Annotated in this window: 23 protein-coding genes; 8 read left to right on the top strand and 15 right to left on the bottom strand. The window is 60.9% G+C overall.

Annotation, left to right across the window (positions count from 1 at the left end):
* The first annotated feature begins 94 nt into the window (after positions 1–94).
* The gene (gene hutI / locus FX982_RS09210; RefSeq protein ID WP_172610412.1) at positions 95–1,300 is read left to right on the top strand and encodes an imidazolonepropionase; all 1,206 of its coding nucleotides are present in this window, start codon (positions 95–97) and stop codon (positions 1,298–1,300) included.
* 13 nt (positions 1,301–1,313) lie between these two features.
* The gene (gene hutG / locus FX982_RS09205) at positions 1,314–2,117 is read left to right on the top strand and encodes an N-formylglutamate deformylase (protein ID WP_172610411.1); all 804 of its coding nucleotides are present in this window, start codon (positions 1,314–1,316) and stop codon (positions 2,115–2,117) included.
* A gap of 196 nt (positions 2,118–2,313) precedes the next feature.
* On the opposite strand, the gene FX982_RS09200 is transcribed toward hutG, so the two are convergent.
* Complete coding sequence (locus FX982_RS09200; protein ID WP_172610410.1) at positions 2,314–4,653, bottom strand: heavy metal translocating P-type ATPase; 2,340 nt, start codon at positions 4,651–4,653, stop codon at positions 2,314–2,316.
* An 83-nt stretch (positions 4,654–4,736) separates the two neighbouring features.
* On the opposite strand from FX982_RS09200, the gene cadR reads away from it, so the two are divergent.
* The gene (gene cadR / locus FX982_RS09195) at positions 4,737–5,195 is read left to right on the top strand and encodes a Cd(II)/Pb(II)-responsive transcriptional regulator (protein WP_172610409.1); all 459 of its coding nucleotides are present in this window, start codon (positions 4,737–4,739) and stop codon (positions 5,193–5,195) included.
* A gap of 105 nt (positions 5,196–5,300) precedes the next feature.
* On the opposite strand, the gene FX982_RS09190 is transcribed toward cadR, so the two are convergent.
* The 3 genes from FX982_RS09190 to lgt all read right to left on the bottom strand — a co-directional run bounded on the left by FX982_RS09190 (position 5,301) and on the right by lgt (position 8,652).
* Positions 5,301–6,749: a catalase gene (locus tag FX982_RS09190; protein ID WP_172610408.1), complete on the bottom strand. Its 1,449-nt coding sequence runs from the start codon at positions 6,747–6,749 to the stop codon at positions 5,301–5,303.
* Positions 6,750–6,932: 183 nt separating this feature from the next.
* Positions 6,933–7,766 carry a thymidylate synthase gene (locus FX982_RS09185; RefSeq protein WP_074889717.1) on the bottom strand — a complete coding sequence of 278 codons (834 nt, stop codon included), beginning with the start codon at positions 7,764–7,766 and terminating at the stop codon, positions 6,933–6,935.
* Positions 7,767–7,839: 73 nt separating this feature from the next.
* A complete protein-coding gene (lgt, locus tag FX982_RS09180) occupies positions 7,840–8,652 on the bottom strand; it encodes a prolipoprotein diacylglyceryl transferase (RefSeq protein WP_037016162.1) in 813 nt (270 codons plus the stop codon).
* A gap of 267 nt (positions 8,653–8,919) precedes the next feature.
* On the opposite strand from lgt, the gene FX982_RS09175 reads away from it, so the two are divergent.
* Positions 8,920–9,666: an NRDE family protein gene (locus tag FX982_RS09175; protein ID WP_172610407.1), complete on the top strand. Its 747-nt coding sequence runs from the start codon at positions 8,920–8,922 to the stop codon at positions 9,664–9,666.
* A 279-nt stretch (positions 9,667–9,945) separates the two neighbouring features.
* Here the strand turns inward: FX982_RS09175 and ptsP are convergent, their stop codons facing one another.
* Together ptsP and FX982_RS09165 are read right to left on the bottom strand one after the other, a co-directional pair.
* On the bottom strand, positions 9,946–12,225 hold the full coding sequence (gene ptsP, locus FX982_RS09170; RefSeq protein WP_122533979.1) for a phosphoenolpyruvate--protein phosphotransferase: 2,280 nt from the start codon (positions 12,223–12,225) through the stop codon (positions 9,946–9,948).
* Between the two features lie 21 nt (positions 12,226–12,246).
* On the bottom strand, positions 12,247–12,726 hold the full coding sequence (locus FX982_RS09165; RefSeq protein ID WP_062379340.1) for an RNA pyrophosphohydrolase: 480 nt from the start codon (positions 12,724–12,726) through the stop codon (positions 12,247–12,249).
* A gap of 166 nt (positions 12,727–12,892) precedes the next feature.
* Between FX982_RS09165 and FX982_RS09160 the strand changes: the two genes are divergently transcribed.
* Entirely contained in the window at positions 12,893–13,549 is a 657-nt protein-coding gene (locus tag FX982_RS09160) for an HAD family hydrolase (RefSeq protein WP_172610406.1), read from the top strand.
* An 81-nt stretch (positions 13,550–13,630) separates the two neighbouring features.
* Here FX982_RS09160 and FX982_RS09155 read toward each other — a convergent pair whose 3' ends face one another.
* Positions 13,631–14,059: a DUF2269 family protein gene (locus FX982_RS09155; protein WP_172610405.1), complete on the bottom strand. Its 429-nt coding sequence runs from the start codon at positions 14,057–14,059 to the stop codon at positions 13,631–13,633.
* Between the two features lie 63 nt (positions 14,060–14,122).
* Complete coding sequence (ilvA, locus tag FX982_RS09150; RefSeq protein WP_172610404.1) at positions 14,123–15,637, bottom strand: threonine ammonia-lyase, biosynthetic; 1,515 nt, start codon at positions 15,635–15,637, stop codon at positions 14,123–14,125.
* Positions 15,638–15,791: 154 nt separating this feature from the next.
* Between ilvA and rpiA the strand changes: the two genes are divergently transcribed.
* Entirely contained in the window at positions 15,792–16,463 is a 672-nt protein-coding gene (gene rpiA, locus FX982_RS09145) for a ribose-5-phosphate isomerase RpiA (RefSeq protein WP_122533983.1), read from the top strand.
* A gap of 42 nt (positions 16,464–16,505) precedes the next feature.
* On the opposite strand, the gene FX982_RS09140 is transcribed toward rpiA, so the two are convergent.
* The 4 genes from FX982_RS09140 to FX982_RS09125 form a co-directional block, all read right to left on the bottom strand.
* Positions 16,506–17,417, bottom strand: coding sequence for an SdiA-regulated domain-containing protein (locus tag FX982_RS09140; RefSeq protein ID WP_172610403.1), 912 nt, complete (start codon positions 17,415–17,417; stop codon positions 16,506–16,508).
* A 139-nt stretch (positions 17,418–17,556) separates the two neighbouring features.
* Positions 17,557–18,456, bottom strand: coding sequence for an SdiA-regulated domain-containing protein (locus FX982_RS09135; protein ID WP_172610402.1), 900 nt, complete (start codon positions 18,454–18,456; stop codon positions 17,557–17,559).
* Positions 18,453–19,121, bottom strand: coding sequence for a fumarylacetoacetate hydrolase family protein (locus tag FX982_RS09130; RefSeq protein ID WP_172610401.1), 669 nt, complete (start codon positions 19,119–19,121; stop codon positions 18,453–18,455). Before FX982_RS09130 ends, FX982_RS09135 begins: the two co-directional genes overlap by 4 nt.
* Positions 19,122–19,158: 37 nt before the next feature.
* A complete protein-coding gene (locus FX982_RS09125; protein WP_172613012.1) occupies positions 19,159–20,553 on the bottom strand; it encodes an FAD-binding oxidoreductase in 1,395 nt (464 codons plus the stop codon).
* 170 nt (positions 20,554–20,723) lie between these two features.
* Between FX982_RS09125 and serA the strand changes: the two genes are divergently transcribed.
* The gene (serA, locus tag FX982_RS09120) at positions 20,724–21,953 is read left to right on the top strand and encodes a phosphoglycerate dehydrogenase (RefSeq protein ID WP_122533988.1); all 1,230 of its coding nucleotides are present in this window, start codon (positions 20,724–20,726) and stop codon (positions 21,951–21,953) included.
* Positions 21,954–22,065: 112 nt separating this feature from the next.
* Here the strand turns inward: serA and FX982_RS09115 are convergent, their stop codons facing one another.
* Entirely contained in the window at positions 22,066–22,503 is a 438-nt protein-coding gene (locus tag FX982_RS09115; protein WP_122622878.1) for a DUF4399 domain-containing protein, read from the bottom strand.
* 377 nt (positions 22,504–22,880) lie between these two features.
* Complete coding sequence (locus tag FX982_RS09110) at positions 22,881–23,519, bottom strand: 2OG-Fe(II) oxygenase (RefSeq protein WP_172613011.1); 639 nt, start codon at positions 23,517–23,519, stop codon at positions 22,881–22,883.
* A 195-nt stretch (positions 23,520–23,714) separates the two neighbouring features.
* On the opposite strand from FX982_RS09110, the gene FX982_RS09105 reads away from it, so the two are divergent.
* Positions 23,715–24,455, top strand: a complete 741-nt coding sequence (locus FX982_RS09105; protein WP_122533991.1) for a DUF2059 domain-containing protein — start codon at positions 23,715–23,717, stop codon at positions 24,453–24,455.
* A gap of 135 nt (positions 24,456–24,590) precedes the next feature.
* Here the strand turns inward: FX982_RS09105 and FX982_RS09100 are convergent, their stop codons facing one another.
* A complete protein-coding gene (locus FX982_RS09100) occupies positions 24,591–25,532 on the bottom strand; it encodes an alpha/beta hydrolase (protein WP_172610400.1) in 942 nt (313 codons plus the stop codon).
* Positions 25,533–25,569: the final 37 nt, after the last annotated feature.

Below are 25,569 nucleotides of genomic sequence, written 5' to 3'. Positions count from 1 at the left end.
GGACACACTCGCCTCTTCGTGAGCAAGCTCACGCCCGCACTTAACGCTTGCTATACCCGAAACAGGTTGTAAAACCGGACTCTTGGAGGCATCGATGAAAACGCTCTGGCACCACTGTCACGCAGCAACCATGGCGAACGGCACGTACTCGATCATCGAGGACGCCGCCATCGTGACCGATGCAGCACAGATCGTCTGGATCGGTCCTCTCCACGAGCTGCCGGATCAGGGCGACATCAAGCGCGTAGACCTGAACGGCGCATGGGTGACGCCGGGCCTGATCGACTGCCACACGCACACCGTGTTCGGTGGTAACCGCAGCGGCGAGTTCGAGCAGCGTTTGCAGGGCGTCAGTTACGCGGAAATCGCCGCAGCCGGCGGCGGCATCGCCAGCACCGTGCGAGCCACCCGCGCCGCCAGTGAAGAAGAACTCTACGCCAGCGCCGAGCGTCGCTTGTTGCACCTGCTCAGGGACGGCGTGACCACGATCGAGATGAAATCCGGCTACGGCCTGGACCTCGCCAGCGAGCGCAAGATCCTGCGGGTGATTCGCCAACTGGGTGAAAACCTGCCGGTCACCGTGCGCAGCACTTGCCTGGCCGCCCACGCCCTGCCGCCGGAATACAAAGACCGCGCCGACGATTACATCGCCCATATCTGCAGCGAAATGTTGCCCGCGCTGGCGGCGGAGAATCTGGTGGATGCGGTCGATGCGTTCTGCGAATACCTGGCGTTTTCGCCGGCGCAGGTCGAGCAGGTGTTCATCACCGCCGGCCAGTTGGGGCTGCCAGTGAAGCTGCACGCCGAGCAATTGTCTTCGCTGCACGGCTCGAGTCTGGCGGCGCGTTATCAGGCACTGTCGGCTGATCATCTGGAGTTCATGACCGAAGAAGACGCCATCGCGATGGCGGCCTCAGGCACGGTCGCCGTCTTGCTGCCGGGGGCGTTCTACTTCCTGCGCGAAACTCAATTGCCGCCGATGGATGCCCTGCGCAAACACGGGGTGAAGATCGCCATTTCCACCGACCTCAATCCGGGCACGTCGCCGGGCCTGTCGCTGCGGCTGATGCTGAACATGGCCTGCACGCTATTCCGCATGACGCCGGAAGAAGCCCTGGCTGGCGCCACAGTTCATGCGGCTCAAGCGCTGGGCATGACCGAAACCCATGGCTCGCTGGAAGTCGGCAAAACGGCGGATTTCGTCGCCTGGCACATCGAACGGCCTGCCGACCTGGCCTACTGGCTGGGCGGCGATCTGGACAAACGCGTCGTGCGTCATGGCGTGGAACGCACTCTCTAATCAGGGGAATACTGTGGACAAGGTTCTGAGTTTCACTCGCGGTCGCGTACCGCTGCTGATCAGCATGCCGCACCCGGGACTGCACCTGACGCCCGTCGTGCGTGACGGTCTGGTGGACGAGGCCGTGAGCCTGCCGGACACCGACTGGCACATTCCGCGTCTGTATGACTTTGCGTCTGATCTGGGGGCAAGCGTGCTCTCGGCGGAATATTCGCGCTTCGTCATCGACCTCAATCGCCCGTCCGACGACACGCCGCTGTACGCGGGTGCGACCACCGGGTTGTTTCCGTCGACGCTGTTCGAAGGCGATCCGTTGTTTAAAGAGGGTTTGGCGCCAAGCAAGGAAGAACGCGCGACTTATCTGGAGAAGATCTGGACGCCGTACCACGATACGCTGCGCAGCGAGCTTGAGCGCCTGCGCGCGGAGTTCGGTTACGCGCTGCTGTTCGATGCGCATTCCATCCGTGGGCACATCCCGCATCTGTTTGACGGTCGGCTGCCGGACTTCAACCTCGGGACCTTTAATGGTGCGAGCTGCGATGAAGCGCTGGCCCGGCGTCTGGATTCAACCTGCGCCGCGGCGAAGAACTACAGCCATGTGCTCAACGGTCGTTTCAAGGGCGGCCACATCACCCGCCACTACGGCGACCCGGCCAACCATATCCACGCCGTGCAACTGGAACTGGCGCAGAGCACGTACATGGACGAGTTCGTGCCCTTCCACTACCGCCGTGATCTGGCCGAGCCGACGCAAGTGGTGTTGAAAGGTTTGCTGGAAGAAATGATCGCCTGGGGGCGGGAGAAGTACGGGAAGTAACCACCGGATGATGGTTCCCACGCTCTGCGTGGGAATCAATCCCCGGACGCTCCGCGTCAAAGGACGCGGAGCGTCCGCCACCCGCGTGCCCACGCAGAGCGTGGGCACGATCATCAATGCGCAGGTGCCTTTTGTAGGACCGGCTGTAGCCGGGAAGAGGCCTGTCTAAGCACCATCAGTCTCCTGATGGTGAGCGTCACTTCTTCAACAACCGCAACCCGTTGAACACCACCAACAGACTCACGCCCATGTCGGCGAACACCGCCATCCACATGGTCGCCATACCGGCGAAGGTCACCGCCAGAAAGATCAGCTTGATCACCAACGCCAGCGCGATGTTCTGCTTGAGCACCGCTGCGGTGTCCCGCGACAGCCGAATGAAGGTCGGGATCTTGCGCAGATCATCGTCCATCAGCGCCACGTCGGCGGTTTCGATGGCGGTGTCCGTACCCGCTGCCGCCATGGCAAAACCGATCTCTGCCCGGGCCAGCGCCGGCGCATCGTTGATGCCGTCGCCGACCATGCCCACTCGGTGGTTCTGCGCGTACAGGGCTTCAATGGCTTGCAGCTTGTCGGTCGGCATCAGATTGCCCTGAGCCTGATCGATGCCCACCTGAGCGGCAATGGCCTTGGCCGTGTGCGGGTTGTCGCCCGTCAGCATCATCGTCTTCACGCCCAGCGCATGCAGCTGCTCAATGGCCTCGCGGCTGCTGTCCTTGACCGTGTCGGCGACCGCAAACAAGGCCAGCGGGCCTGAGGCGTCGAACAACAGCACCACGGTTTTGCCCTGGCTCTCCAGCGCTTCAAGTTGCGCTTCCAGTTCCGCCGAGCAATAACCGGCGTCATGCACCAGACGGTGGTTGCCCAAGTGGTACAAACGCCCTTGCACCTCGCCCTTCACGCCAAGCCCCGCAAGGGCTTCGAACGCTTCAACCGGCAGTCGGGTACCGTCCTGCGCGGCCCTGGCGATAGCCTGAGACACCGGGTGATCCGAGCGACCGGCCAGGCTCGCCGAGATCGCCAGCGCCTGCTCGCCCAATGACGCGTCAAGCAATACGTAATCGGTCTGCACCGGCTTGCCGTGGGTGATGGTGCCAGTCTTGTCGAGGGCCAGGTAATCGTGCTTGTGCCCCATCTCCAGGTACACGCCACCCTTGATCAGGATGCCTTTGCGCGCCGCCGCCGCCAGGCCGCTGACGATCGTCACCGGCGTGGAAATCACCAGTGCACACGGGCACGCAACCACCAGCAGCACCAGCGCGCGATAGATCCAGTCGAACCACGCCGCGCCCATGAACAGCGGCGGGATGATCGCGATCGCCAGCGCCAACGCGAACACCGCAGGTGTGTAGATTTTTGAAAAGCTGTCAACGAATCGCTGGGTCGGCGCGCGCGCACCCTGGGCCGCCTCGACGGCATGGATGATCCGCGCCAGCGTCGAGTTGTTGGCAGCGGCGGTCACCTTGTATTCCAGCGAACCGGCCTGGTTAATCGTGCCGGCAAAAACCTTGTCACCGACGGTTTTCTCGACCGGCAGGCTTTCACCGGTAATCGGCGCCTGATCGATGCTCGACTGGCCGGCAACCACTTCACCGTCCAGCCCGATGCGCTCGCCCGGTTTGACCCGAACGATGCTGCCTAACTCAATGCTCTTGACCTCAATCTCACGCCACTCGCCATTCTGCTGCACCGTCGCGGTTTCCGGCGTCAGCTGCATCAGACCGCCGATGGCGTTGCGGGCACGGTCCAGGGACTTGGCTTCAATCAGCTCGGCAACAGTGAACAGAAACATCACCATCGCCGCTTCTGGCCACTGCCCGATCAGCACCGCGCCGGTGACGGCAATGCTCATCAGCGCGTTGATATTCAGATTGAAGTTTTTCAGGGCGATCCAGCCCTTTTTGTACGTGGTCAGGCCGCCGCTGAAAATGGCGATCAGCGCAACGATGGCGACCACCCAGGTGGGCGCGGCGTTGGTGAAATGGATAACTTCCGCAGCCAACGCAGCGACGCCCGACAGCGCCAGCGGCCACCACGGTTTGTTGGCAGGCGGCAGCGACGCGGTTTCCTTGTCGGCGCCCTCCTCGATCAGGTCCGCCTGCATACCCAGCGAGCCAATAGCGTCGCGGATGGGATCGGTGGACGGCAACTCGTGCCACACACCCAGCACGCGGTTGATCAGGTTGAATTCAAGCTTCTGAATGCCCTTCATTTTGCCGAGCTTATTCTGGATCAGCGTCTGCTCAGTAGGGCAGTCCATGGCTTCGATACGGAAGCTGCTGAGCTGACCTTCGGCGTCTGACGCGCCATCGATGGTCACGACGGCCGGCGCGCTGTCGTGGGAGCAGCAGGCGTGGGCAGCGTGGTCGTGTTTGTGCACGGGCGTGAGTTTGGCGCGCCCGTGGTCGTGACCGGCGTGATCGTGATCGGCGTGGTCATGGGCTGAATGGTCATGCCCTGCGTGATCGTGCTCGGCATGGTTGTGCGAGTCGTGGGCAGGTTTGAGCGATGAAGATGTGGGTACAGAGTCACTCATGGATTGAGTCTCTAAATGTGCGTGTTGCCAAGTGAACACCCTGTAGCCACTATAGGGTCAAGCGTCCTATCGAGATCTTGCTCATGAACCCTTCATTTAAAATCGGCGAACTGGCAAAACTGACGGACTGCCCGGTGGAAACGATTCGGTACTACGAGCGAGAGGGTCTGCTCAGCGAACCCGCGCGCAGCGAAGGCAACTATCGTTTGTACACGCAGGACCACGTTGAGCGCCTGACCTTCATCCGCAACTGCCGCAGCCTGGACATGACGCTGGACGAAATCCGCAGCTTGCTGGCCCTGCGCGACAGTCCGCGGGATCAGTGCGAGAACGTCAACGCGCTGATCGACGAACACATCCAGCACGTGAACGCCCGCGTTGCGAGCCTGCAAGCGCTGCAGGAGCAATTGGTGGACCTGCGCCAACGCTGCAGCGAAGGCGCACCGGATCACTGCGGAATACTTGATCGACTGGAAATCAGCGGCAGCGTCGTGGCCGCGGATATCGAACACTCCCACGTAGGCCGCAGCCACGGGCATTGACTGGTTAGTGGGACCGGCTTTAGCCGGGAAGGGGCCATTGGGGGCAACATCACTTTCGCGGTGTGGCATCCGACGCTCTCCCGGCTTAAGCCGGTCCCACAGGGATCAGGCGTTGTGAATACGCTCAACCGCAGCCGCCACACCAATCCCGTACTCAGGATCGGCCATCGAGCAGTGTTCGATGTGCAGCTGGATAATCGGCGCCGACACGCCGCGCAGCGAGCGGGCGGTGTTGTCGAACAGCGACTGTTTCTCCCGGGCGTTCATCAGGCGGAACAGGTTGCCTGGCTGTGAGTAGTAGTCGCCATCCACGCGGTGGTTCCAGTGAGCGGCCGCGCCTTCGATGGACAGCGGCGGCTCTCTGAAATCCGGCTGTTCCTGAAACGCGCCCTTGGTGTTCGGCTCGTAAGAGGTCATGCCCCCACGATTGCCGTCGACGCGCATCAGGCCGTCGCGGTGGTAGCTGTTCACGTGCAGCGCCGCCCGTGGCGAGTTCACCGGGATCTGGTGGTGATTGACGCTCAAACGGTAGCGCTGCGCATCGCCGTAGGAAAACAGCCGACCCTGCAGCATTTTGTCCGGCGAGAAGCTGATGCCGGGCACCACGTTGGAAGGCGCAAATGCCGCCTGCTCGACGTCCGCAAAGTTGTTCTCCGGATTGCGGTTTAGCTCGACCACGCCCACTTCGATCAGCGGATAATCGCCCTTCGGCCAGACCTTGGTCAGGTCGAACGGGTTGATCGGATACGAGCCCGCCTCTTTCTCCGGCATGATCTGCACGAACAGCTTCCAGCGCGGGAAGTTGCCCTGCTCGATGTTTTCGTACAGATCGCGGTGATGGGACTCACGGTCACGTCCGACCAGTTCCTGCGCTTCGGCGTCGCTCAGGTTGGCGATGCCTTGTTGAGAGACGAAGTGGAATTTGACCCAGAACCGCTCGTGCTGCGCGTTGAGGAAGCTGTAAGTATGGCTGCCGAAACCGTGCATTTCGCGGTAGCTGCGGGGGATGCCGCGCTCGCTCATCACGACAGTCACCTGGTGCAGCGCTTCCGGCAGTTGAGTCCAGAAGTCCCAGTTGTTTTCAGCACTGCGCATGCCGGTGCGTGGGTCGCGTTTGACGGCGTGGTTCAGGTCAGGAAACTTCATTGGGTCACGCAGGAAAAACACGGGCGTGTTATTGCCGACCATGTCCCAGTTGCCTTCCTCGGTGTAGAACTTCATCGCAAAACCGCGAATATCCCGCTCGGCGTCAGCCGCACCGCGCTCGCCGGCAACGGTGGAGAAGCGGGCGAACATTTCTGTGCTCTTGCCGATTTCAGAAAAGATTTTTGCGCGGGTGTAGCGGGTGATGTCGTGGGTGACGGTGAAGGTGCCAAACGCGCCAGAACCCTTGGCGTGCATGCGACGCTCAGGGATGACCTCACGATCGAAATGGGCGAGCTTCTCGAGGAACCAGACATCCTGCAGCAGCGCGGGGCCGTGGGGGCCAGCGGTCTGGATATTCTGGTTATCGACTACAGGGGCGCCAAAAGCGGTCGTCAGTTTGTTGCTCATGCGTGTTTCTCCACCAAGGATACTGGCGGGCGACCTCTGTTGAGGCCGCCCTGTGTCTGTCCGATGGGGAGAACGATAGGGAAATCGACGCGTTTAAGCTCATTGTCACTGCGCACTGAGCGGATAGAGGATTTCAATCGATTGCCGATTGATCAATAGCCTCCGCTCATGAGCGCAGCCGGATCACACCGCTACGGGCGCCTTGATGCTCGGATCCGCGTCATAACCCACGATCTCGAAATCTTCGAATCGATAATCGTAGATGCTCTCCGGACGACGCTTGATGTTCAGCTGCGGCAGCTGTCGAGGCGTGCGGGTCAGCTGCGTCGCGATTTGCTCTTCGTGGTTGGAGTAAGCGTGGGTGTCGCCCAGGCTGACGATGATCTCGTGGGGGATCAGGTCGCATTGTTGAGCGAGCATGTGGGTCAGCAGCGCCAGCGCGGCGATGTTGTACGGCAGGCCGAGGAAGACGTCGGAACTGCGAATGTACAACTGCATCGACAGCTTGCCATCGGCCACGAAGGCCTGATACAGCAAATGGCACACCGCAAGGGCCTGACGCCCGGCCTTGACGTTCTCCTGGGGCGACAGCTTCTCGTCCGGAAGGTATTCGGTATTCCAGCCGTGGAACAGGATGCGGCGGCTGTTCGGGTTGTTTTTCAGGCAGTCGACCATGTAGTCGATCTGGTTGATCTTGCCGCCGTCCTTGGTCGGCCAGCCGGTCCACTGCGCGCCGTACACCGGGCCCAGGTCGCCGTCTTCGGTGGCCCACTCGTCCCAGATGGTCACTCCGTTTTCATTGAGCCACTTGGTGTTGGTGTTGCCGCTGAGCATCCAGATCAGTTCGTTGGCGATGCTCTTGAAGTGCAGTTTTTTGGTGGTCAGCAGCGGGAAGCCATCGGCCAGGTTGTGGCGAATCTGCCGACCGAACACGGCAGTGGTGCCGGTCCCGGTGCGGTCGCCCTTGCGGGTTCCGTTATTGATGACGTCCTGCAGCAGCTCAAGGTATTGCTTCATGACCAGAGGTCCTCTGATTCGGTGAATCCGCCGAACCCTTCAGGCCCGGCGTTCAGCAGATGTAACCGGCGCGTCACGCCGCAGCGTTGTTGGCAGCGGGCGCGCGGTGGTAGGCAAGCCAGATCAGCACCAGACCGCCGATGATCATCGGCAGGCTGAGGATCTGCCCCATGGTGACCCAGCCCCAGGCCAGATAACCCAGCTGCGCGTCCGGTACCCGAACGAACTCCACAACAAAGCGGAAGATGCCGTAGAACAGGGCGAACATGCCGGACACGGCCATGGTCGGACGCGGCTTGCGGGAATAAAAATAGAGAATGGCGAACAAGGCCACGCCTTCCAGCGCGAACTGGTAGAGCTGGGACGGGTGGCGCGCCAGCTGCGCAGGATCGCTGTAGGGCGGGAACACCATGGCCCAGGGCAGATCAGTCGGTTTGCCCCACAGTTCGGCGTTGATGAAGTTGCCGATGCGCCCGGCGCCCAGACCAATCGGCACCAGTGGCGCGATGAAGTCCATGAGCTGGAAGAACGACTTGCCGTTGCGCTTGCCGAACCAGTACGTCGCGATCATCACGCCGATGAAACCGCCGTGGAAGGCCATGCCGCCCTTCCACACTTCGAAGATCAGCAGCGGGTTGGCGATGTAATTGGGCAGATCGTAGAACAGCACGTAGCCGAGACGCCCACCGACAATGACGCCCATGGCGACCCAGAAAATCATGTCCGAGAGTTTTTCCTTGGTCCACGTCGGGTCGAAGCGATTAAGCCGACGGGATGCCAGGTACCAGGCACTGCCGATACCGACCAGATACATCAGGCCGTACCAGTGAATTTGCAGCGGACCGATGGCCACAGCTACCGGGTCAATCTGCGGGTAAGGCAGCATTGCGACTCCTTGAAATAGAAGCGCTCATTGAGCGACGAAGCAGAACTATGCGGCGGCGGCAGCAGGTCATGCCACCCAATAATCATGAAATCTGGTGTAAGGCGACTGCGAAGGGAAACCCGCGAGCCGATGATGTCACCACAGCTTGGTGGGGCATCTCTCAAAAACAGAGTGCGGCATGTTACCGGACCGCGCCGATCCGCTCTAGCAGCGTGCGATGGATGTCGGTGTGCGGGGTGGGTAAAGTGGCGAAAAAAGGAGTCATCCATGTGCCTTATCGTCTTCGCCTGGCGGCCGACGCACGCGCAGCCGCTGATTCTGGCGGCCAATCGCGACGAGTTCTACGCTCGCCCTACTCTGCCGCTCGCGCAGTGGGAAGAAGCGCCACAGATCTACGCCGGACGCGATCTTGAAGCGGGTGGAACGTGGCTGGGGATCAATGCTGACGGACGATTCGCAGCGCTCACCAACATCCGCGAGCCAGGCAAGCCGCCAGGCCGTCGTTCGCGGGGGGAATTGGTCGCCGGTTTTTTAAACAATGAACTTGCAATTGACGAGTATTTGCGTGGTGTCGCCGCGCGTTCGGCGGAGTACGGCGGGTTTAACGTTCTGGTAGGTGATCGTGAGCAGTTGCACTTCCTCAATGGGAACGATCCAACACCCCGCCGACTGGAAGCAGGCATCTACGGAGTGTCCAACGCCGGGTTCGACACGCCGTGGCCCAAGCTGGTGAAGGCCAAGGCTGCCCTGTCTGATCATTTGGACAATCCTGATCCCGAGGCGCTGTTTGGCTTTCTCAGCGATCACGCGCCTGCGCCAGACGCTGAACTGCCAAGCACCGGCGTTGGGCTTGCGACGGAGAAGCTGCTGTCGAGCGTGTTCATCGCCAGCCCCAATTACGGCACGCGAGCGAGCACGGTGTTGCTGGTTAATGCGGATGGCAGCCGGCGACTTATCGAGCGCAGCTTTGGGCCGTATGGCGGGAGATTGGGGGAGGTGGACCTGCAGGTTTAACTGGCGCTGCGGTGTATCTGCTTACACATGATCTGAGGGAGTGAGCTTGCTCGCGAAGACTGCATCCCAGCCGCTGAAACTCTAGCGGATGTACCAGCCTATTCGCGAGCAAGCTCACTCCCACAATTTCTCGGTCGACAGATACATCTGCAGTGGTGTCTGAGCTAAGCCGGCTTTAGCCGGGAAAGCGTCCTGTGTCACACCGCACATTTGAGGGTGACTGATCCGGCCTCTTTCCGGCTGAAGCCGGTCCCACCAGGAGCAGCGCAGCGCCAGCCGTCAATGCCCTTTCACAGACCCCGGATTGATCATCCGCGACAGGCCCAGATTCCTCAGCGCCAGTTGCAACGAGCTGCTGATGACTTGCGGGTTATCGTTCTTCATCAGTTGGGCCAACAGGTCCTTGGCCATGCTCAGGTTGATCTGACGCAGCATCCATTTCACTTTCGGCAAGTTGGTGGCGTTCATCGACAGGCTGTCAAAGCCCATCGCCATCAGCAGCACCGCCGCCGCAGGATCACCGGCCATCTCGCCGCAAATGCTCACCGGCTTGCCTTCGGCGTGGGCATCACGCACCACGCTCTGCAAGGCCTGGAGCACCGCCGGATGGAGGTAATCGTACAAATCCGCCACGCGCGGGTTGTTACGGTCGACCGCCAGCAGATATTGAGTCAGATCGTTCGAACCAACAGACAGGAAATCCACCTGACGCGCCAACTCACGGGTCTGGTAGACCGCCGCCGGCACTTCAATCATCACGCCCACCGGCGGCATCGGCACGTCGGTGCCTTCATCGCGCACTTCGCCCCACGCCCGGTGGATGAGGTGCAGCGCCTCTTCGGTCTCGTGGGTGCCGGAGATCATCGGCAGCAGAATCCGCAGGTTGTTCAGGCCTTCGCTGGCCTTGAGCATGGCGCGGGTCTGCACGAGGAAGATTTCAGGATGATCCAGCGTCACGCGGATGCCGCGCCAGCCGAGGAACGGGTTGTCTTCCTTGATCGGGAAGTACGACAGCGACTTGTCGCCGCCGATGTCCAGGGTTCGCATCGTCACCGGCAATGGGTGGAACGCCGCCAATTGCTCACGGTAGATGGCGAGCTGTTCCTTCTCGCTCGGGAAACGCTGCTGAATCATGAACGGCACTTCGGTGCGGTACAGGCCAACGCCTTCCGCGCCCCGCTGTTGCGCGCGGGCCACGTCCGCCAGCAGACCCGTGTTGACCCACAGCGGCATGCGGTGTCCGTCGAGGGTCACGCAGGGCAATTCACGCAGCGCGTCGAGGCCTTGAGAAAGCTGACGCTCCTCTTCGACAACGACGGAATACTGTTTGATCAGAATCTCGGACGGGTTGGTGAAGACCTCGCCGTGATAGCCGTCGACGATCAGCTGGATGCCGTCGACTTTCGAGTACGGCAGGTCCACCACGCCCATGACCGTGGGAATGCCCATGGCCCGGGCGAGAATGGCGACGTGGGAGTTACCCGAGCCGAGCACCGAAATCAGGCCCACCAACTTCCCTTCCGGCACCTCGCCGAGCATGGCGGGGGACAGCTCTTCGCTGACCAGAATGGTGTTGTCGGGATAAACCAGTGTTTGCTGGCGCGCTTCCTGAAGGTAGGCAAGCAGGCGGCGACCGAGGTCTTTGACGTCCGATGCACGTTCGCGCAGGTAGGCGTCGTCCATCAGCTCGAAGCGTTTGACGTGCTCGTTGACCACCGAGCGCAAAGCGCCCTGGGCCCACTGGCCGGTTTTGATGACGTTGGTGACTTCACTGCCCAGCGACGCATCGTCGAGCATCATCAGGTATACATCGAAGAGCGCGCGTTCTTCTGGGCGCAACTGTGTCGCCAACTTCGCCGAAAGGGTGCGCATGTCATTGCGAACGCCTTCAAGGGCAGTCTGGAACAACTTGAGTTCAGCGGTGATATCAGAGACGGTTTTGTCCGGCACAACTTCGAGGTCAGCCGGCGGCAGCATGACCAGCGCAGTACCCACCGCAGCGCCCGGCGAACCCGGCACACCGACGAATCGGGCTTCCTGAATGCCCTTGCCCTGCCGACCCAGCCCGCGAATGGAGCCGGTGGCTTCCGCATGGGCGATAACGCCTGCGAGTTGCGCGCTCATCGTCACGAGGAAGGCTTCTTCGCCCTCGTCGAACTGACGGCGCTCCTTTTGCTGGATCACCAATACGCCCACTACCCTGCGGTGGTGGATGATCGGCGCGCCGAGGAACGACGCGTAACGCTCTTCACCGGTTTCAGCAAAGTAGCGATAGCGAGGGTGGTCGGCGGCGTTTTCGAGGTTCAGTGGTTCTTCACGTGTGCCGACGAGACCGACGAGGCCTTCGTTCGGGGCCATGCTCACCTTGCCGATCGAGCGCTTGTTCAGGCCTTCGGTCGCCATCAGTACAAAGCGGTTGGCTTCAGGGTCGAGCAGATAGACCGAGCAGACCTGGCTGCTCATGGCCTCTTTGACGCGTAACACAATAATGCCCAACGCCGCCTTGAGATCCTTGGCGGAGTTAACTTCCTGGACGATCTTGCGCAGCGTATTGAGCATGGCTCGGGGTCGAACTCCGTGTCAGTCGCGCGCCAACAGGCGCGGGGCAAGCTCTTTGAGTGCGCGGCGATATACCTCGCGCTTGAATGTCACCACCTGGCCCAACGGGTACCAATAACTGACCCAACGCCAGCCATCGAACTCCGGTTTGCCGGTCAAATCCATCCGCACCCGCTGCTCGTTGGAGATCAGGCGCAGGAGAAACCATTTTTGCTTCTGGCCGATGCACAGCGGCTGGCTGTGGGTACGGACCAATCGTTGCGGCAGACGATAGCGCAACCAACCCCGGGTGCAGGCAAGAATTTCAACATCATGCCGTTCCAGCCCGACTTCTTCATTCAATTCACGGTAAAGCGCGTCTTCCGGCGTCTCTTGAGGGTTGATACCCCCCTGCGGAAACTGCCAGGCGTCTTGATTGATGCGCCGAGCCCATAAGACCTGACCAGCATCATTTGTCAGAATTATCCCGACATTAGGGCGAAAACCATCGGGGTCGATCACGGCTACAACCTCGCAAACGCATGTCGCCGCATTGTTCCACAAAGATCGTGAAGGCAGCAACGAGGCTGCGACAGCTTATCGTGACAACGGCATTAATAGATGCGGTCTCTCGGGCAAACCTCGTATTCTTGTGCTCTTTTTTCTGATATTTCAGCGAGTAAAGCTCATGCGCCTGGCCCTCTTCGACCTCGACAACACCCTTCTCGGCGGCGACAGCGATCACGCCTGGGGCGATTACCTGTGCGAACGCGGCATCCTGGACGGCGCGGCCTACAAGGCACGCAACGATGCTTTTTATCAGGACTACCTGGCCGGCACGCTGAACCTGACCGACTACCTGAATTTCAGCCTGGAGATTCTGGGGCGCACCGACATGGCGCAGCTCGACGAATGGCACCGGGAATTCATGCGCGATTGCGTCGAGCCCCTGATCCTGCCAAAGGCCATGGCCCTCATCGCCAAGCACCGCGACGCTGGCGACAAACTGGTAGTGATCACGGCGACCAACCGTTTCGTCACCGCGCCGATCGTGGCCCGACTGGGCATCGACACGCTGCTGGCGACCGAGTGCGAAATCGTCGATGGCCGCTACACCGGGCGGACCACTGACGTACCGTGCTTCCGCGAGGGCAAAGTGACCCGCCTGAACCGCTGGATCGAAGAGAACGGTTTCAATCTGGACGACAGTTGGTTTTACAGTGATTCGATGAACGATTTGCCATTGCTGGAGCAGGTGGCGAACCCGGTGGCGGTCGATCCTGATGAAAAGCTGCGCGCCGAAGCCACCCGTCGCGGCTGGCCGGTGATTTCACTGCGCGGCTGAAAGCCTTCGCGAGCAAGCTCGCTCCCACCGTTCTTTATCGGCAGGAACATCTGCGCTGGCGTCAGTTTGGATGACTGAGGTTTAAACCGGTTTGGCACCCATAAGACCGGCAATCGCCACGAAGCAGACGACGCTGAAGATGGCCAGCGCCAGAGTGAAGCGGGAGTTACCCACGATGACCGGCCGGCGCAGGCGATTGACCCGTACCGCCAGCCAGGCCCAGCTCAGAGCGCCGAGTAGATACAGGACACTCGCCGCCAGCAGCCAGGTCTGTCCCAGCGGCCAGCCGGCGTAGTGCACCAGCCACCAGCCGCTGATCGGCAGGGTTAGCAGGCATACGCCCATCAGCACCCAGACGAATGCCCACGGCCGTTGCATGGCGCGGTTCTGCACGGTCACATCGCCGGCCCGACGGCCACGGACGATCCACACAACCAGCCCCATCGCGCAAATGAACAGCAGCACCGTGCTGACGACGTGCAGAATTTTCAGTGCAGCGAAGTGTTCCATTGTGTTCGTGTCCCTGTGTCTGGCGGTGTTTGAAGCGTAGCAGCCGGTCGCATGCCGCTGCCGTTATCCCAAAAACAGCTTGTACGCCGGGTTTCTGGTCTCGTCCCAATACGGATAACCGATCTCCGCCAACGCCTGCGGCACAAGATGCCGCTCATCTTCCGGCACCACCAACCCCGCCACCACTCGGCCATCCGCCGCGCCGTGATTGCGGTAATGAAACATCGAAATATTCCACTTCCCGCCCAGCTTGTTCAGGAAGTTGAACAGCGCTCCCGGCCGCTCCGGGAATTCAAACCTCAGCACTACCTCATCGCTGACCCGCTCCGAATGCCCACCCACCATGTGCCGCAGGTGCAGCTTGGCCAGTTCGTTGTCGGTCAGGTCGAGTACCGGAAAACCCTGTTCCGTCAGGCTCGCAATCAGGGCTTTGCGCGGGTCGGTGTCGGGGTGGGTCTGCACGCCGACGAAGATGTGCGCCTCGCGGTCGGTGTGATAGCGGTAATTGAATTCAGTGATCTGCCGCTTGCCGATCGCTTCGCAGAACGCCTTGAAGCTGCCCGGCTGTTCCGGAATGGTCACGGCAATGATTGCTTCGCGGCCTTCGCCCAGCTCAGCGCGCTCGGCCACATGGCGCAGGCGGTCGAAGTTGACGTTGGCGCCGGAGTCGATGGCCACAAACGTCTGCCCGGTGACTTCGTACTGTTCGGTGTACTTCTTGATCCCGGCCACGGCCAGCGCGCCGGCGGGTTCGGTGATGGAGCGGGTATCGTCATAGATGTCCTTGATCGCCGCGCAGATTTCATCGGTGCTGACGGTGATCACCTCGTCGACGTAATCCTTGCAGATCTCGAAGGTGTACTGCCCGATCTGCGCCACCGCGACGCCATCGGCGAACAGCCCGACTTGCTGAAGCACCACGCGCTCGCCGTAGGCCATGGCCTGTTGCAGGCAATTGGAGTCATCGGGCTCGACGCCAATCACCTTGATCTCCGGGCGCAGGTATTTCACGTACGCCGCGATACCGGCAATCAACCCGCCGCCACCCACCGGGACGAAGATCGCGTCCAGCGGCCCCTGATGCTGACGCAGGATTTCCATCGCCACCGTGCCTTGCCCGGCGATGGTGTCGGGATCGTCGTACGGATGAACGTAGACGTAGCCGTGTTCCTCAACCAGTTTCAGCGAATACGCCAGCGCCTCGGGAAACGAGTCGCCGTGCAGTACGACTTTTCCGCCCCGGGAGCGCACGCCTTCGACCTTGATCTCCGGCGTGGTCTTCGGCATGACGATGGTCGCCGACACGCCCAGGGTCTTCGCCGCCAGCGCCAGGCCCTGGGCGTGATTACCCGCCGAAGCCGTCACCACGCCCCGCGCCAGCTCTTCCGGACTCAGCTGCGCCAGCTTGTTGTACGCGCCGCGGATCTTGAAGGAATAGACCGGCTGCAAGTCTTCGCGCTTGAGCAGGACGTTATTGCCCAGGCGCTGGGACAGTTGGCGCGCGGCGTGCAGCGGGGTTTCCACGGCAACGTCGTAGACGCGGGAAGTGAGGATCTTTTTGACGTAGTGCTCGAGCATCGGAGAAGAATCGCTGGCGAAGGGGCAGGACCCGGAAGTCTACCCCTCGTCCCGGCGCACGACCATATCAAGACTCAGGCTTTGGCCACGGCATGTCGTTATACTGCCGGCCCTCGGACCTATCGCTATTCCCTGTAACCGGAGCCCACCTCGCATGACCCAGGATCAACTCAAACAGGCCGTTGCCCAGGCCGCCGTCGATTTCATTCTTCCGAAACTCGACGACAAAAGCGTTGTGGGCGTGGGCACCGGCTCTACCGCCAATTGCTTTATCGACGCACTGGCCCTGCACAAAGGCGCGTTCGATGGCGCAGTCGCAAGCTCTGACGCGACGGCCGCACGCCTTAAAGGGCACGGCATTCCGGTGTATGAGCTGAACACCGTCAGCGATCTGGAGTTTTACGTCGACGGCGCGGACGAAAGCGACGAGCACCTGAACCTGATCAAGGGCGGCGGTGCAGCCCTGACCCGCGAGAAGATCGTGGCCGCCGTGGCCAAAACCTTCATCTGTATCGCTGATGCCAGCAAACTGGTGCCGGTACTGGGAGCGTTTCCTCTGCCGGTCGAAGTGATCCCGATGGCCCGCAGCCACGTGGCCCGCGAACTGGTGAAGCTGGGCGGCGACCCGGTTTACCGCGACGGTGTGCTGACGGACAACGGCAACATCATCCTCGATGTGCACAACATGAACATCACCAACCCGGTGGAAGTGGAAGCGCAGATCAACAACATCGTCGGCGTCGTCACCAACGGCCTGTTCGCCGCGCGCCCGGCGGATCTGTTGCTGCTGGGCACCCAAGAAGGCGTAAAAACCCTCAAGCGCTAATGGTTGCGGGGCAAAGCAAATCCTAGCGGAGATGCCTTGCCCTCAGCGCTTCTTGAACACATAGAACAGGTTCGGCTCGCTCACGACGTACAACGTGCCGTCGTCCCCCATGGCAATGCCTTCGGCCTGGGGCACGCTTTTGCTCAGGCCCATGCTGCCCTTGGTCAGAGACACGTTGGCGACGGGTTTGCCTTCAGTGTCCAGTTCGAGAATCTGCCGCGACTCATCCGACAGCGCCAGCAGATGCCCGCTGCGTTCATCGAATTGCAGGCTGGAAAGGTCGCGCACAAACAGGCCTGCATCCCGCTGCTTGCTGGACGTCACTTCCAGAATATTCGGGGAATGGGTGCCGGCGTCAGGAAAGCCGCGCACTTCGATGATCTGCACGGGCCGCCGCTCTTTGGCGACGAACAGCCGACGGCCCTGATTATCGTAGGCCAGGCCTTCGAAGCCGTTGTTGCCGCCGGCGTCGATGCCCAGGGTCAGCTGCTCGGCATCGGCCGCGTCGAGAAATGTCGTGTCGTCATCCACATGAACCTTGATCAGCCGCTGACTGTGCTCGTCGCTGATCACGTAAATCCCGGGGCTGATGTACTCGACCGCCTCGGCGTCACCAAACCCGGTCAGGGGAATTCGTCTGAGAATCCGCCCTTCCAGGCTCAACTCGACCAGCTCGGGGTTTTTGTTGGTCACGGTAAAGAGGGTTTTGCGCTGCGGATCGAAGCTGAGCGCCGAGACATTAGCCTCCAGGCCGTCGATGGCCCGCGCCTCAATCTCGACCTCATAGGCATCGAGCCCCAGCGCTTGCGCATCGCTGGATTGCCAGAACACGTACCAGTTGAACCAGAGCCGCTCGATGACCCGGTACTCGCGCGCCACGAAAAATGACGCGGTCAAAATCAACAGGACAAGTAACGTGAGCACGACGCTCTGGAACGGGGACACACGACGCATGCAGGGGGCTCGACTTCAGTGGGGCGACTTTAATAGCACCGTATTCTGAAGCCAAACTGAAAGCGATGTGACATCTCGTTTGGACTTTTCGGGGCCATGACGAGCCCCGACCGACGTTCCAGGCGAAGCCAGCCGAGGCTTACCGGCGCTTGAAGGTATAAAACAGATTGGGCTCGCTGACCATGTAAATGGTGCCGTTCTCGTCCATCGCCACCCCTTCGGCGCGTGGAATGGTCTGGCTCAGCCCATTGAAACCGCTCAGCAGCGTCATGAAGCTGACCTGATTCCCCTTGCCGTCCAATTCCAGCAGCATGTGCGACTCGGCAGACAACACCAGCAAATGCCCGGTTTTCTGGTCCGCGTACAGAGACGACAGATTGCGCACGATGAGGTTGTCGTTAATCAGCTTGCGCTTCTCGCCCTTTACCTCGCTGCTGCCATCGGCCTTCCAGCTGTACAGCGCTGGCGGGCGCTCTTCACCGAATAGAAACTGCTGATCCCGTGGGTCCCAGGCGATGCCTTCGAAGGCTTTGTTCTGGTCCTTCGACGGACCGAGATCGTACTTGGGGAAGTCGGCGATGTTGAGGGTTCTGGTGTCAGGCGTGACGTGGACGATGGTCATCAGGTGCTGGCGCTCATCGACGATAGCAATCAGGCCGTCGCCCAGAACGGCTACACCCTCGGGATTGCCCCAGCCCTCAAGCGGAATTTTGCGAATGAAGTCGCCGGTCAGCGTGATCTCGGAAAGGAAAGGGTTTTTGCCCATCACCGAATACAGGGTTTTAGTCGCCGGGTCGTAGGACAAGTCCGAGGCCTCATCCTTTTCCATGCCAGTCAGCGGCTTGGCGTCGATGTCTACCTTGTAATCCGGCAGCCAGATGCCCGCCGCGCGCTCGGCTGGCGTGACGTTGCGCTCGCGCAGCCACAACAGACCGCGATCGTCCCAGTGCCAGGCGTAAGACAGACCGGCCAAAATCACCAGTGCTGCAGCGAGCAACCACCACCAACGGAAACGCAGACGGCTTCTACGCTGTGTCATCCGCGAACGTCGCTTTCAAAACGGCTGTGGCCGGTCAGCTCCAGCACGATCTCATCGCCAACAGTGAACGGCCCTACGCCGGCAGGCGTGCCGGTCATGATCAGGTCACCGGCCTGCAGCGAGAACTGCGAGGCCATGTGCTGGATCATCGGCACGATCGGGTTGAGCATGTGACTGCTCTTACCGTCCTGGCGGACTTCGCCGTTGATGGTCAGGCGGATGGCGATGTCGGTCAGGTCGGGATAAGCGTCAGCGGATACGAACGGCGCGATGACCGCCGCGCCGTCGAACGATTTGGCGATTTCCCACGGCAGGCCTTTCTCTTTCAGCTTCGACTGCACGTCACGCAGCGTCAGGTCCAGGCCCGGGGCGAAGCCGGAAATCGCGTCGAGGACTTCTTCGCGGCTGGGGTTCTTGCTCAGCGGTTTGCCGATCAGCACGACGATCTCGGCTTCGTAATGCACCGAACCCCGGTCCTGAGGAATGCTGAAGCCCCCCTCGATCCCGACCACGCAGCTGCCCGGCTTGATGAACAGCAAGGGCTCGGTCGGTACCGGGTTATCCAGCTCCTTGGCGTGCTCGGCGTAGTTGCGGCCGATGCAGACGACTTTACCGAGCGGAAAGTGAACCTTGGTGCCGTCGACGTATTTGTGCTGATAGCTCATGAGCGCTCCTGAGAAGCTTGTTGTAATGGGGAACCGCTTACACAGCGAAGATTTTGCCAGGGTTCATGATGCCGTTCGGGTCGAACACCGCTTTGACGGCCTTCATGTATTCGATTTCCACCGGCGAGCGGCTGTAATGCAGGTAGTCACGCTTGGTCATGCCGACGCCGTGCTCGGCAGAGATCGAGCCGTTGTACTTCTGGACGATCTCGAATACCCACTTGTTCACCGTTGCGCACTTGGCAAAGAACTCGTCTTTGCTCAGGTTTTCCGGCTTGAGGATGTTCAGGTGCAGGTTGCCGTCGCCGATATGCCCGAACCAGACGATTTCGAAATCCGGGTAATGCTCACCAACGATCGCATCCACTTCAGCGAGAAACGCCGGGACTTTCGAAACGGTGACCGAGATGTCGTTCTTGTACGGCGTGAAGTGGGAGATGGTTTCCGATATGTATTCGCGCAGTTTCCACAAATTCTGCAGTTGCTGTTCGCTCTGGCTCATCACGCCATCCAGCACCCAGCCTTGCTCGACACAGTGCTCGAAGGTTTCCAGCGCGTGGTTGGCCACCTCTTCGGTGGTCGCTTCGAATTCCAGCAGCGCGTAGAACGGGCACTCGGTTTCGAACGGGGACGGCACGTCGCCGCGCGCCATGACCTTGGCCAATGCCTTGTCCGAGAAAAACTCGAAGGCGGTCAGGTCCAGCTTGCTCTGGAACGCATGCAGCACCGGCATGATGGCGTTGAAATCAGTGGTCCCGAGCACCATCGCGGTGAGGTTTTTCGGCACGCGGTCCAGGCGCATGGTCGCCTCAACCACAAACCCCAACGTGCCTTCGGCGCCAATGAACAGCTGACGCATGTCGTAGCCGGTGGCGTTTTTGATGAGGTCTTTGTTCAGTTCGAGAAGGTCGCCCTTACCGGTGACAACCTTGAGGCCGGCGACCCAGTTGCGGGTCATGCCATAGCGAATCACTTTGATCCCGCCGGCGTTGGTGCCGATGTTGCCGCCGATATTGCTGGAGCCTGACGACGCGAAGTCCACCGGGTAATACAAACCGTTTTCTTCGGCGAGATTCTGCAGCTGTTTGGTGACCACGCCTGGCTGACAGATGGCTGTGCGGTCTGTCAGGTTAAGTTCGAGCACCTGATTCATGTAATCGAAGGAGACGACCACCTCACCATTGGCGGCAACGGCGGCGGCGGACAACCCAGTGCGGCCGCCCGAAGGGACCAGTGCGACCTTGCGCTCGTTGGCCCAACGGACGATGGCCTGCACCTGTTCGGTGGTCTTGGGGAACACGATGGCGGTGGGCGCCGGGGCGAAATGTTTGGTCCAGTCCTTGCCATAGGCTTCGAGGGAATCGGCGTCGGTCAGGACCTTGCCAGGCTCAACCAGGTTCTTCAGCTCATCTATCAGCGCAGGATGGGTCATCAACAGAACTCTCGAACAATTCATGGTCATCCTGAGAACGGCTCACGTCCAGGAATGGGGTGTTTCGCGGGGGGCATATGCTAGCATACGCCCCCCGCCAATCGAGCTTTCGACCCATTGGCGCGCGCTTCACTTACTGCCATTTCTCTCCGGGACACAGGTTTACGCAGATGAGCAAGACTTCCCTCGACAAGAGCAAGATCAAGTTCCTTCTTCTCGAAGGCGTCCACCAGTCCGCGGTCGACGTCCTCAAGGCCGCCGGTTACACCAGCATTGAGTACCACACCAAGTCTCTGCCGGAAGCCGAACTGAAGGAAAAGATTGCCGACGCTCATTTCATCGGTATTCGTTCCCGCACTCAACTGACTGAAGAACTGTTCGATAGCGCCAAGAAACTGGTCGCGGTCGGCTGCTTCTGCATCGGTACCAACCAGGTTGACCTGAACGCAGCCCGCGAACGCGGCATCGCAGTGTTCAACGCCCCTTACTCCAACACCCGTTCGGTGGCGGAGCTGGTGCTGGCGGAAGCCATCCTGCTGCTGCGCGGTATCCCGGAGAAGAACGCTTCCTGCCATCGCGGTGGCTGGATCAAGAGCGCGGCCAACTCGTTCGAAATTCGTGGCAAGAAGCTCGGCATCATCGGCTACGGCTCGATCGGCACGCAGTTGTCGGTCCTGGCTGAAGGCCTGGGCATGCAAGTGTACTTTTACGACACCCTGACCAAGTTGCCGTTGGGCAACGCCACTCAGGTGTCCAGCCTGAACGAGCTGCTGGGCATGGCTGACATCGTCACCCTGCATGTTCCGGAAACCAACGAAACCCAGTGGATGATCGGCGAGAAAGAAATTCGCACGATGAAGAAGGGCGCCATCCTGATCAACGCGGCGCGCGGCACGGTGGTCAAGCTCGACGCCCTGGCTGACGCGATCAAGGATCAGCACCTGATCGGCGCGGCCATCGACGTGTTCCCGGTCGAGCCACGTTCCAACGATGACGTGTTCGAAAGCCCGCTGCGCGGCCTGGACAACGTGATCCTGACCCCGCACATCGGCGGCTCGACCGCTGAAGCCCAGGCCAACATTGGTCTGGAAGTGGCCGAGAAGCTGGTCAAGTACAGCGATAACGGCACGTCAGTTTCTTCCGTCAACTTCCCGGAAGTGGCCTTGCCGGCCCACCCTGGCAAGCACCGTCTGCTGCACATCCACGAGAACATCCCGGGCGTGCTGATGGAGATCAACAAAGTCTTCGCTGAAAACGGCATCAACATCTCCGGTCAGTTCCTACAGACCAACGAGAAAGTCGGTTACGTGGTGATCGACGTCGACGCCGAGTATTCCGATCTGGCGCAAGAGAAACTGCAGCACATCAAAGGCACCATCCGTAGCCGCGTTTTGTTCTAAAACGGTGGTTTCGGGGTGATAAAAAAGGAGACCCTCGGGTCTCCTTTTTTTGTGCGCGAATCACGTAACACGCCGGCACCGGCTGTGCGCCAAATGCCCAGCCTACAGCAGGTTATTTCACCGTGATGGTGATCTTCTGCGACTCAACCGGCGGGTTCAGCGGGACATGGTTCTTGTCGCCAACCAGCAGTTGCAGGGTGTGCTGGCCCGGCGTCAGGTTCAGCTCGGTTTCCGTCTGGCCCTTGCCGAAGTGGCGGATGTTGTCGGTGGTCGGCAGCGGCGCGGTCATGTCGGGCTGATCCTTGACGTCGATCAGCAGGTGATGATGGCCGGTGTCCGGTACATCAACGCCGGCCGGGGCGACGCCCATGCCTTTGAGGCCGAACTGCACCTTGAATGCGCCGTTGACGGTCGCGCCGTCTTTGGGCGAGATGATGTAAACCTCGGCGCCTGCAGGCGATGCAGTGCGCGGCATGTCAGCGGCCTGGGCCAGCAAGCTCGCCCCCAACAGCAGTCCGGTCAGGGCAGTTCTCGCGAATAACGTCTTCATGATCTCTCCGTTTTTATCGATGTGCGATTGGCGGGCTCGGGGGTCGAAGCTTCTTTATCCGACAGACAACCGCCCAGAAACGACCTTCACCTTAGCTGCGTTGGCCGCGAAGTGTTTCGCTGAGTGGCTTGATGTAGAAGATTTCATGTTGGACCGATGCAGAGTTACACAGCTGCCACATCCCCTGCGGGAGCCGTCACGCCTCTGTCGCGCAGCAAACACCGTCCATGTGGGAGTGAGCTTGCTCACGAAGGCGGCATTTCAGGCGCAAAAGATGTAGCGGATGTCTGGGCCTCTTCGCGAGCAAGCTCGCTCCCACGGGATCGCGGGTCGGCTTGCAATCTCCGGCTGCTGCGGGACTTGTGGGGGTGAGTTTGCTACAGCTCGAACGGCTCGTTCCCGCGTCGCCTGAACCAGCCGGTCAGCGACAGACGCTCGCGGGTCGAGGGCATGACTTCGTGGGGCATGTCGCCCGAAAGAAACACCACGAGGCAGCCGCCCGTTGGCTGCACGTCATACTCAACGCCGCCTTTGAGGTACATCCGCAACTGGCCGCCGTGCTCTGGCAACCAGCCGTCGTTGAGGTAGACGACCGCTGAGACCATGCGTTTATCGTCATCGCGAAACCGATCCACATGCTTGAGGTAGAAGGCTCCCGGCGGATACAGCGCGAAGTGGCTTTCGTAATCCTCAAGGCCCAGAAACAGCCCCCGGTTCAGCGCCTGACGCAGGCTCTCCATCAGGTCGAGGTAACGATCGCACGGTTCGGCCTGCCCCGCTTCCAGCCATTGGATGTGGTCGCCGCGAATACCCTCGCGCACCTCCTGCGCCGGCCCGCGCCCCACTGCGGCAGGCGCGAGCTCACCCTGAACGGCACGCGTGCGGCATTCAAGGGCCAGCTCGCGGGTCAGGGTATCGGGCAGGAAGATGTTCTGCTGCGACCAGCCACGCTCGGCCAGGTCGTCGACGATTCGCAACAGCAGCGGGTGATCAGGGGATATGCGCATGGCGCGCATAGTATCCATACGCCGATTAATCCGACAGGGCCTGCAGTCCGGCGAATGAGGAATATTTTCGCGGGTTTGAATACGCCCGGCGGTTTTGCCCGATCACTGATCGAACCCACGGTTTTTAGCGGGGTCTGGCAAGTGTTAACTCGACAAATCCCCGCTGCCCCACCGAGAATGGCGGCCTGCCGACAGGAGTCTCTAATGCGCCGTCTGTTTTTCCTGCTGTTGATGTTCTGCACTTTGCCCGCTTGGGCAGACGGCCACGACCAGCTCTACAAGCTCGCCGGCTGGCCGGAACAACGCGCTCATTTTGTCGATGCCTTGAAAGCCGCTCAGCAGCGTTACCGCAACAGCCTTCCGCCCGCCGTATTCGACGCTCTGGTGAGTAACAGCAATCAGCGGTTCGCGCCGCAGGCGATGGACCAGCGCGGGGAGCAAATGTTGCGCCAGACGCTGCAGGACCCGAACCCTGCGCTGCAGTTTTTCCAGTCGCCGCTGGGCCGCAAGATCGTCAACGCCGAGCTCACCGCCACGCGCCCGGACCAGCTGGCCAAAAACGCTCAAGGCCTGCCGCACATCCAGGCCGACGACAACCGACTGCTGATCATCGGCCACCTGGCCAACGCCCTCCCCGCCAAAGAAGCCGGCGCCGAGGTCAGCATGGCGATTGCTGGCGTCGCCGCCGACAGCCTGAGTTCGATGATTCCAGGCCTGATGGGCGGCGGAACGACCCAGGCCATGCTCGACAGTCAGCGCCAGCGGCTCATGGGGCAGATCGGCAAGGACGTGAACAACACGCTGCTCTACGTGTATCGCGACCTGTCGGATGGCGAGCTGGACGAGTTCGCCAGCTTCGCCGAGTCCAACGATGGCAAGGCCTATTACAAGGCAGCGCTGGCAGCTGTTCGCGCGGGATTGGCGGTCGGCCAGACTGTCAAATGACGTCAGTGGGACCGGCTTCAGCCGGGAAGAGGACTGAGTGAACACCCCCCATCTTTCGGTGTGACCGCTGAAGCCTTCCCGGCTAAAGCCGGTCCCACACTCGCTATGTCTGCCGGGAAACCTGCCCTTCAAGCCCTACCCCATACGCTGCGTCAGAAACTCAAAAAACCGCGCGCGCAGCTCGGGTGACTCATTGACGAGATGGTGCCGCGCTTCGTGCAGCATGAAGATCTGCGGCTCGGCGAACTTATCCTTGAGCACCGGCAGGTTATGTTTCCAGTCCACGGTCATGTCCGACTCGCCCTGAACGATCAGCGGGCTGCGGCGGCTGCGGGGCGCGCGCTCGATGCGTTCGATCCATTTGGCCAGCGCGCCCACCCAGACGGTCGGCAGGCGTCGCGGCTGCAACGGGTCCGCCAGCAGAAAAGGCAGAAAGGTCGGAGCGTTTGAGTTTTCGCTAAAGCGTCTGTCGATGGCTTTGACGAAGCCGCGCAGCAGGTAATAGCTGAGTTTCGACAAGGCCCAGCCACGCGGCCGCACCAGCGGCGCGAGCAGGATCGTCTGACCCTGCGCCGGGCTGGCATCGCCGTGGTGCAGCAAGTGGTCGATGACAATCGCGCCGCCAGTGCTTTGCCCGCAAAGGTGCCATGGCTGCGGCAGGTTGAGGCTTTCGACCTCAACAAAAAGCCGGTCCAGCACCACCTGGTACTCCGAAAAGTCGGTAATGCTCGCCCGCGCCCCGCTGGACAATCCATGGCCCGGCAAGTCGCAGGCAATCACCGCCAGTCCAAGCCCCAGCGCCCAGTCGATAACGTGACGATACAGCCCGACGTGATCGTAAAACCCATGCATCAGCACCAGCGTGCCAACGGGTTGATCGGGCATCCACAGCTGCGTGACGATCTCATAGCCGCCCACTTCAACGCGTCCTATCCGGCTACTGGTCGCGCCACTCGGGCCGAGCGCATTCAAACCGTAGAAACGCTGATAAGCCTGGGCCTCTGCAGATGGCGCCTGTGACGCGTTCAGCGGCAACAGCTCAGCACGCAGATGGTCGGGGTCGAACGTGTCGGACATCGGAATTCCAGATGAAGGTGTGTAGGAAGCGACCGCA

Source organism: Pseudomonas graminis (assembly GCF_013201545.1).
Classification (GTDB): Bacteria; Pseudomonadota; Gammaproteobacteria; order Pseudomonadales; family Pseudomonadaceae; genus Aquipseudomonas.
This window is presented reverse-complemented; position numbering and strand designations above follow the sequence as displayed.

Coding starts and splice junctions, on each gene's coding strand:
- hutI (WP_172610412.1), top strand. CDS start 95: ATGAAAACGCTCTGGCACCACTGTCACGCAGCAACCATGGCGAACGGC.
- FX982_RS09200 (WP_172610410.1), bottom strand. CDS start 4,653: ATGAGTGACTCTGTACCCACATCTTCATCGCTCAAACCTGCCCACGAC.
- cadR (WP_172610409.1), top strand. CDS start 4,737: ATGAACCCTTCATTTAAAATCGGCGAACTGGCAAAACTGACGGACTGC.
- FX982_RS09190 (WP_172610408.1), bottom strand. CDS start 6,749: ATGAGCAACAAACTGACGACCGCTTTTGGCGCCCCTGTAGTCGATAAC.
- FX982_RS09185 (WP_074889717.1), bottom strand. CDS start 7,766: ATGAAGCAATACCTTGAGCTGCTGCAGGACGTCATCAATAACGGAACC.
- lgt (WP_037016162.1), bottom strand. CDS start 8,652: ATGCTGCCTTACCCGCAGATTGACCCGGTAGCTGTGGCCATCGGTCCG.
- FX982_RS09175 (WP_172610407.1), top strand. CDS start 8,920: ATGTGCCTTATCGTCTTCGCCTGGCGGCCGACGCACGCGCAGCCGCTG.
- ptsP (WP_122533979.1), bottom strand. CDS start 12,225: ATGCTCAATACGCTGCGCAAGATCGTCCAGGAAGTTAACTCCGCCAAG.
- FX982_RS09160 (WP_172610406.1), top strand. CDS start 12,893: ATGCGCCTGGCCCTCTTCGACCTCGACAACACCCTTCTCGGCGGCGAC.
- FX982_RS09155 (WP_172610405.1), bottom strand. CDS start 14,059: ATGGAACACTTCGCTGCACTGAAAATTCTGCACGTCGTCAGCACGGTG.
- ilvA (WP_172610404.1), bottom strand. CDS start 15,637: ATGCTCGAGCACTACGTCAAAAAGATCCTCACTTCCCGCGTCTACGAC.
- rpiA (WP_122533983.1), top strand. CDS start 15,792: ATGACCCAGGATCAACTCAAACAGGCCGTTGCCCAGGCCGCCGTCGAT.
- FX982_RS09140 (WP_172610403.1), bottom strand. CDS start 17,417: ATGCGTCGTGTGTCCCCGTTCCAGAGCGTCGTGCTCACGTTACTTGTC.
- FX982_RS09135 (WP_172610402.1), bottom strand. CDS start 18,456: ATGACACAGCGTAGAAGCCGTCTGCGTTTCCGTTGGTGGTGGTTGCTC.
- FX982_RS09130 (WP_172610401.1), bottom strand. CDS start 19,121: ATGAGCTATCAGCACAAATACGTCGACGGCACCAAGGTTCACTTTCCG.
- FX982_RS09125 (WP_172613012.1), bottom strand. CDS start 20,553: ATGACCCATCCTGCGCTGATAGATGAGCTGAAGAACCTGGTTGAGCCT.
- serA (WP_122533988.1), top strand. CDS start 20,724: ATGAGCAAGACTTCCCTCGACAAGAGCAAGATCAAGTTCCTTCTTCTC.
- FX982_RS09115 (WP_122622878.1), bottom strand. CDS start 22,503: ATGAAGACGTTATTCGCGAGAACTGCCCTGACCGGACTGCTGTTGGGG.
- FX982_RS09110 (WP_172613011.1), bottom strand. CDS start 23,519: ATGCGCGCCATGCGCATATCCCCTGATCACCCGCTGCTGTTGCGAATC.
- FX982_RS09105 (WP_122533991.1), top strand. CDS start 23,715: ATGCGCCGTCTGTTTTTCCTGCTGTTGATGTTCTGCACTTTGCCCGCT.
- FX982_RS09100 (WP_172610400.1), bottom strand. CDS start 25,532: ATGTCCGACACGTTCGACCCCGACCATCTGCGTGCTGAGCTGTTGCCG.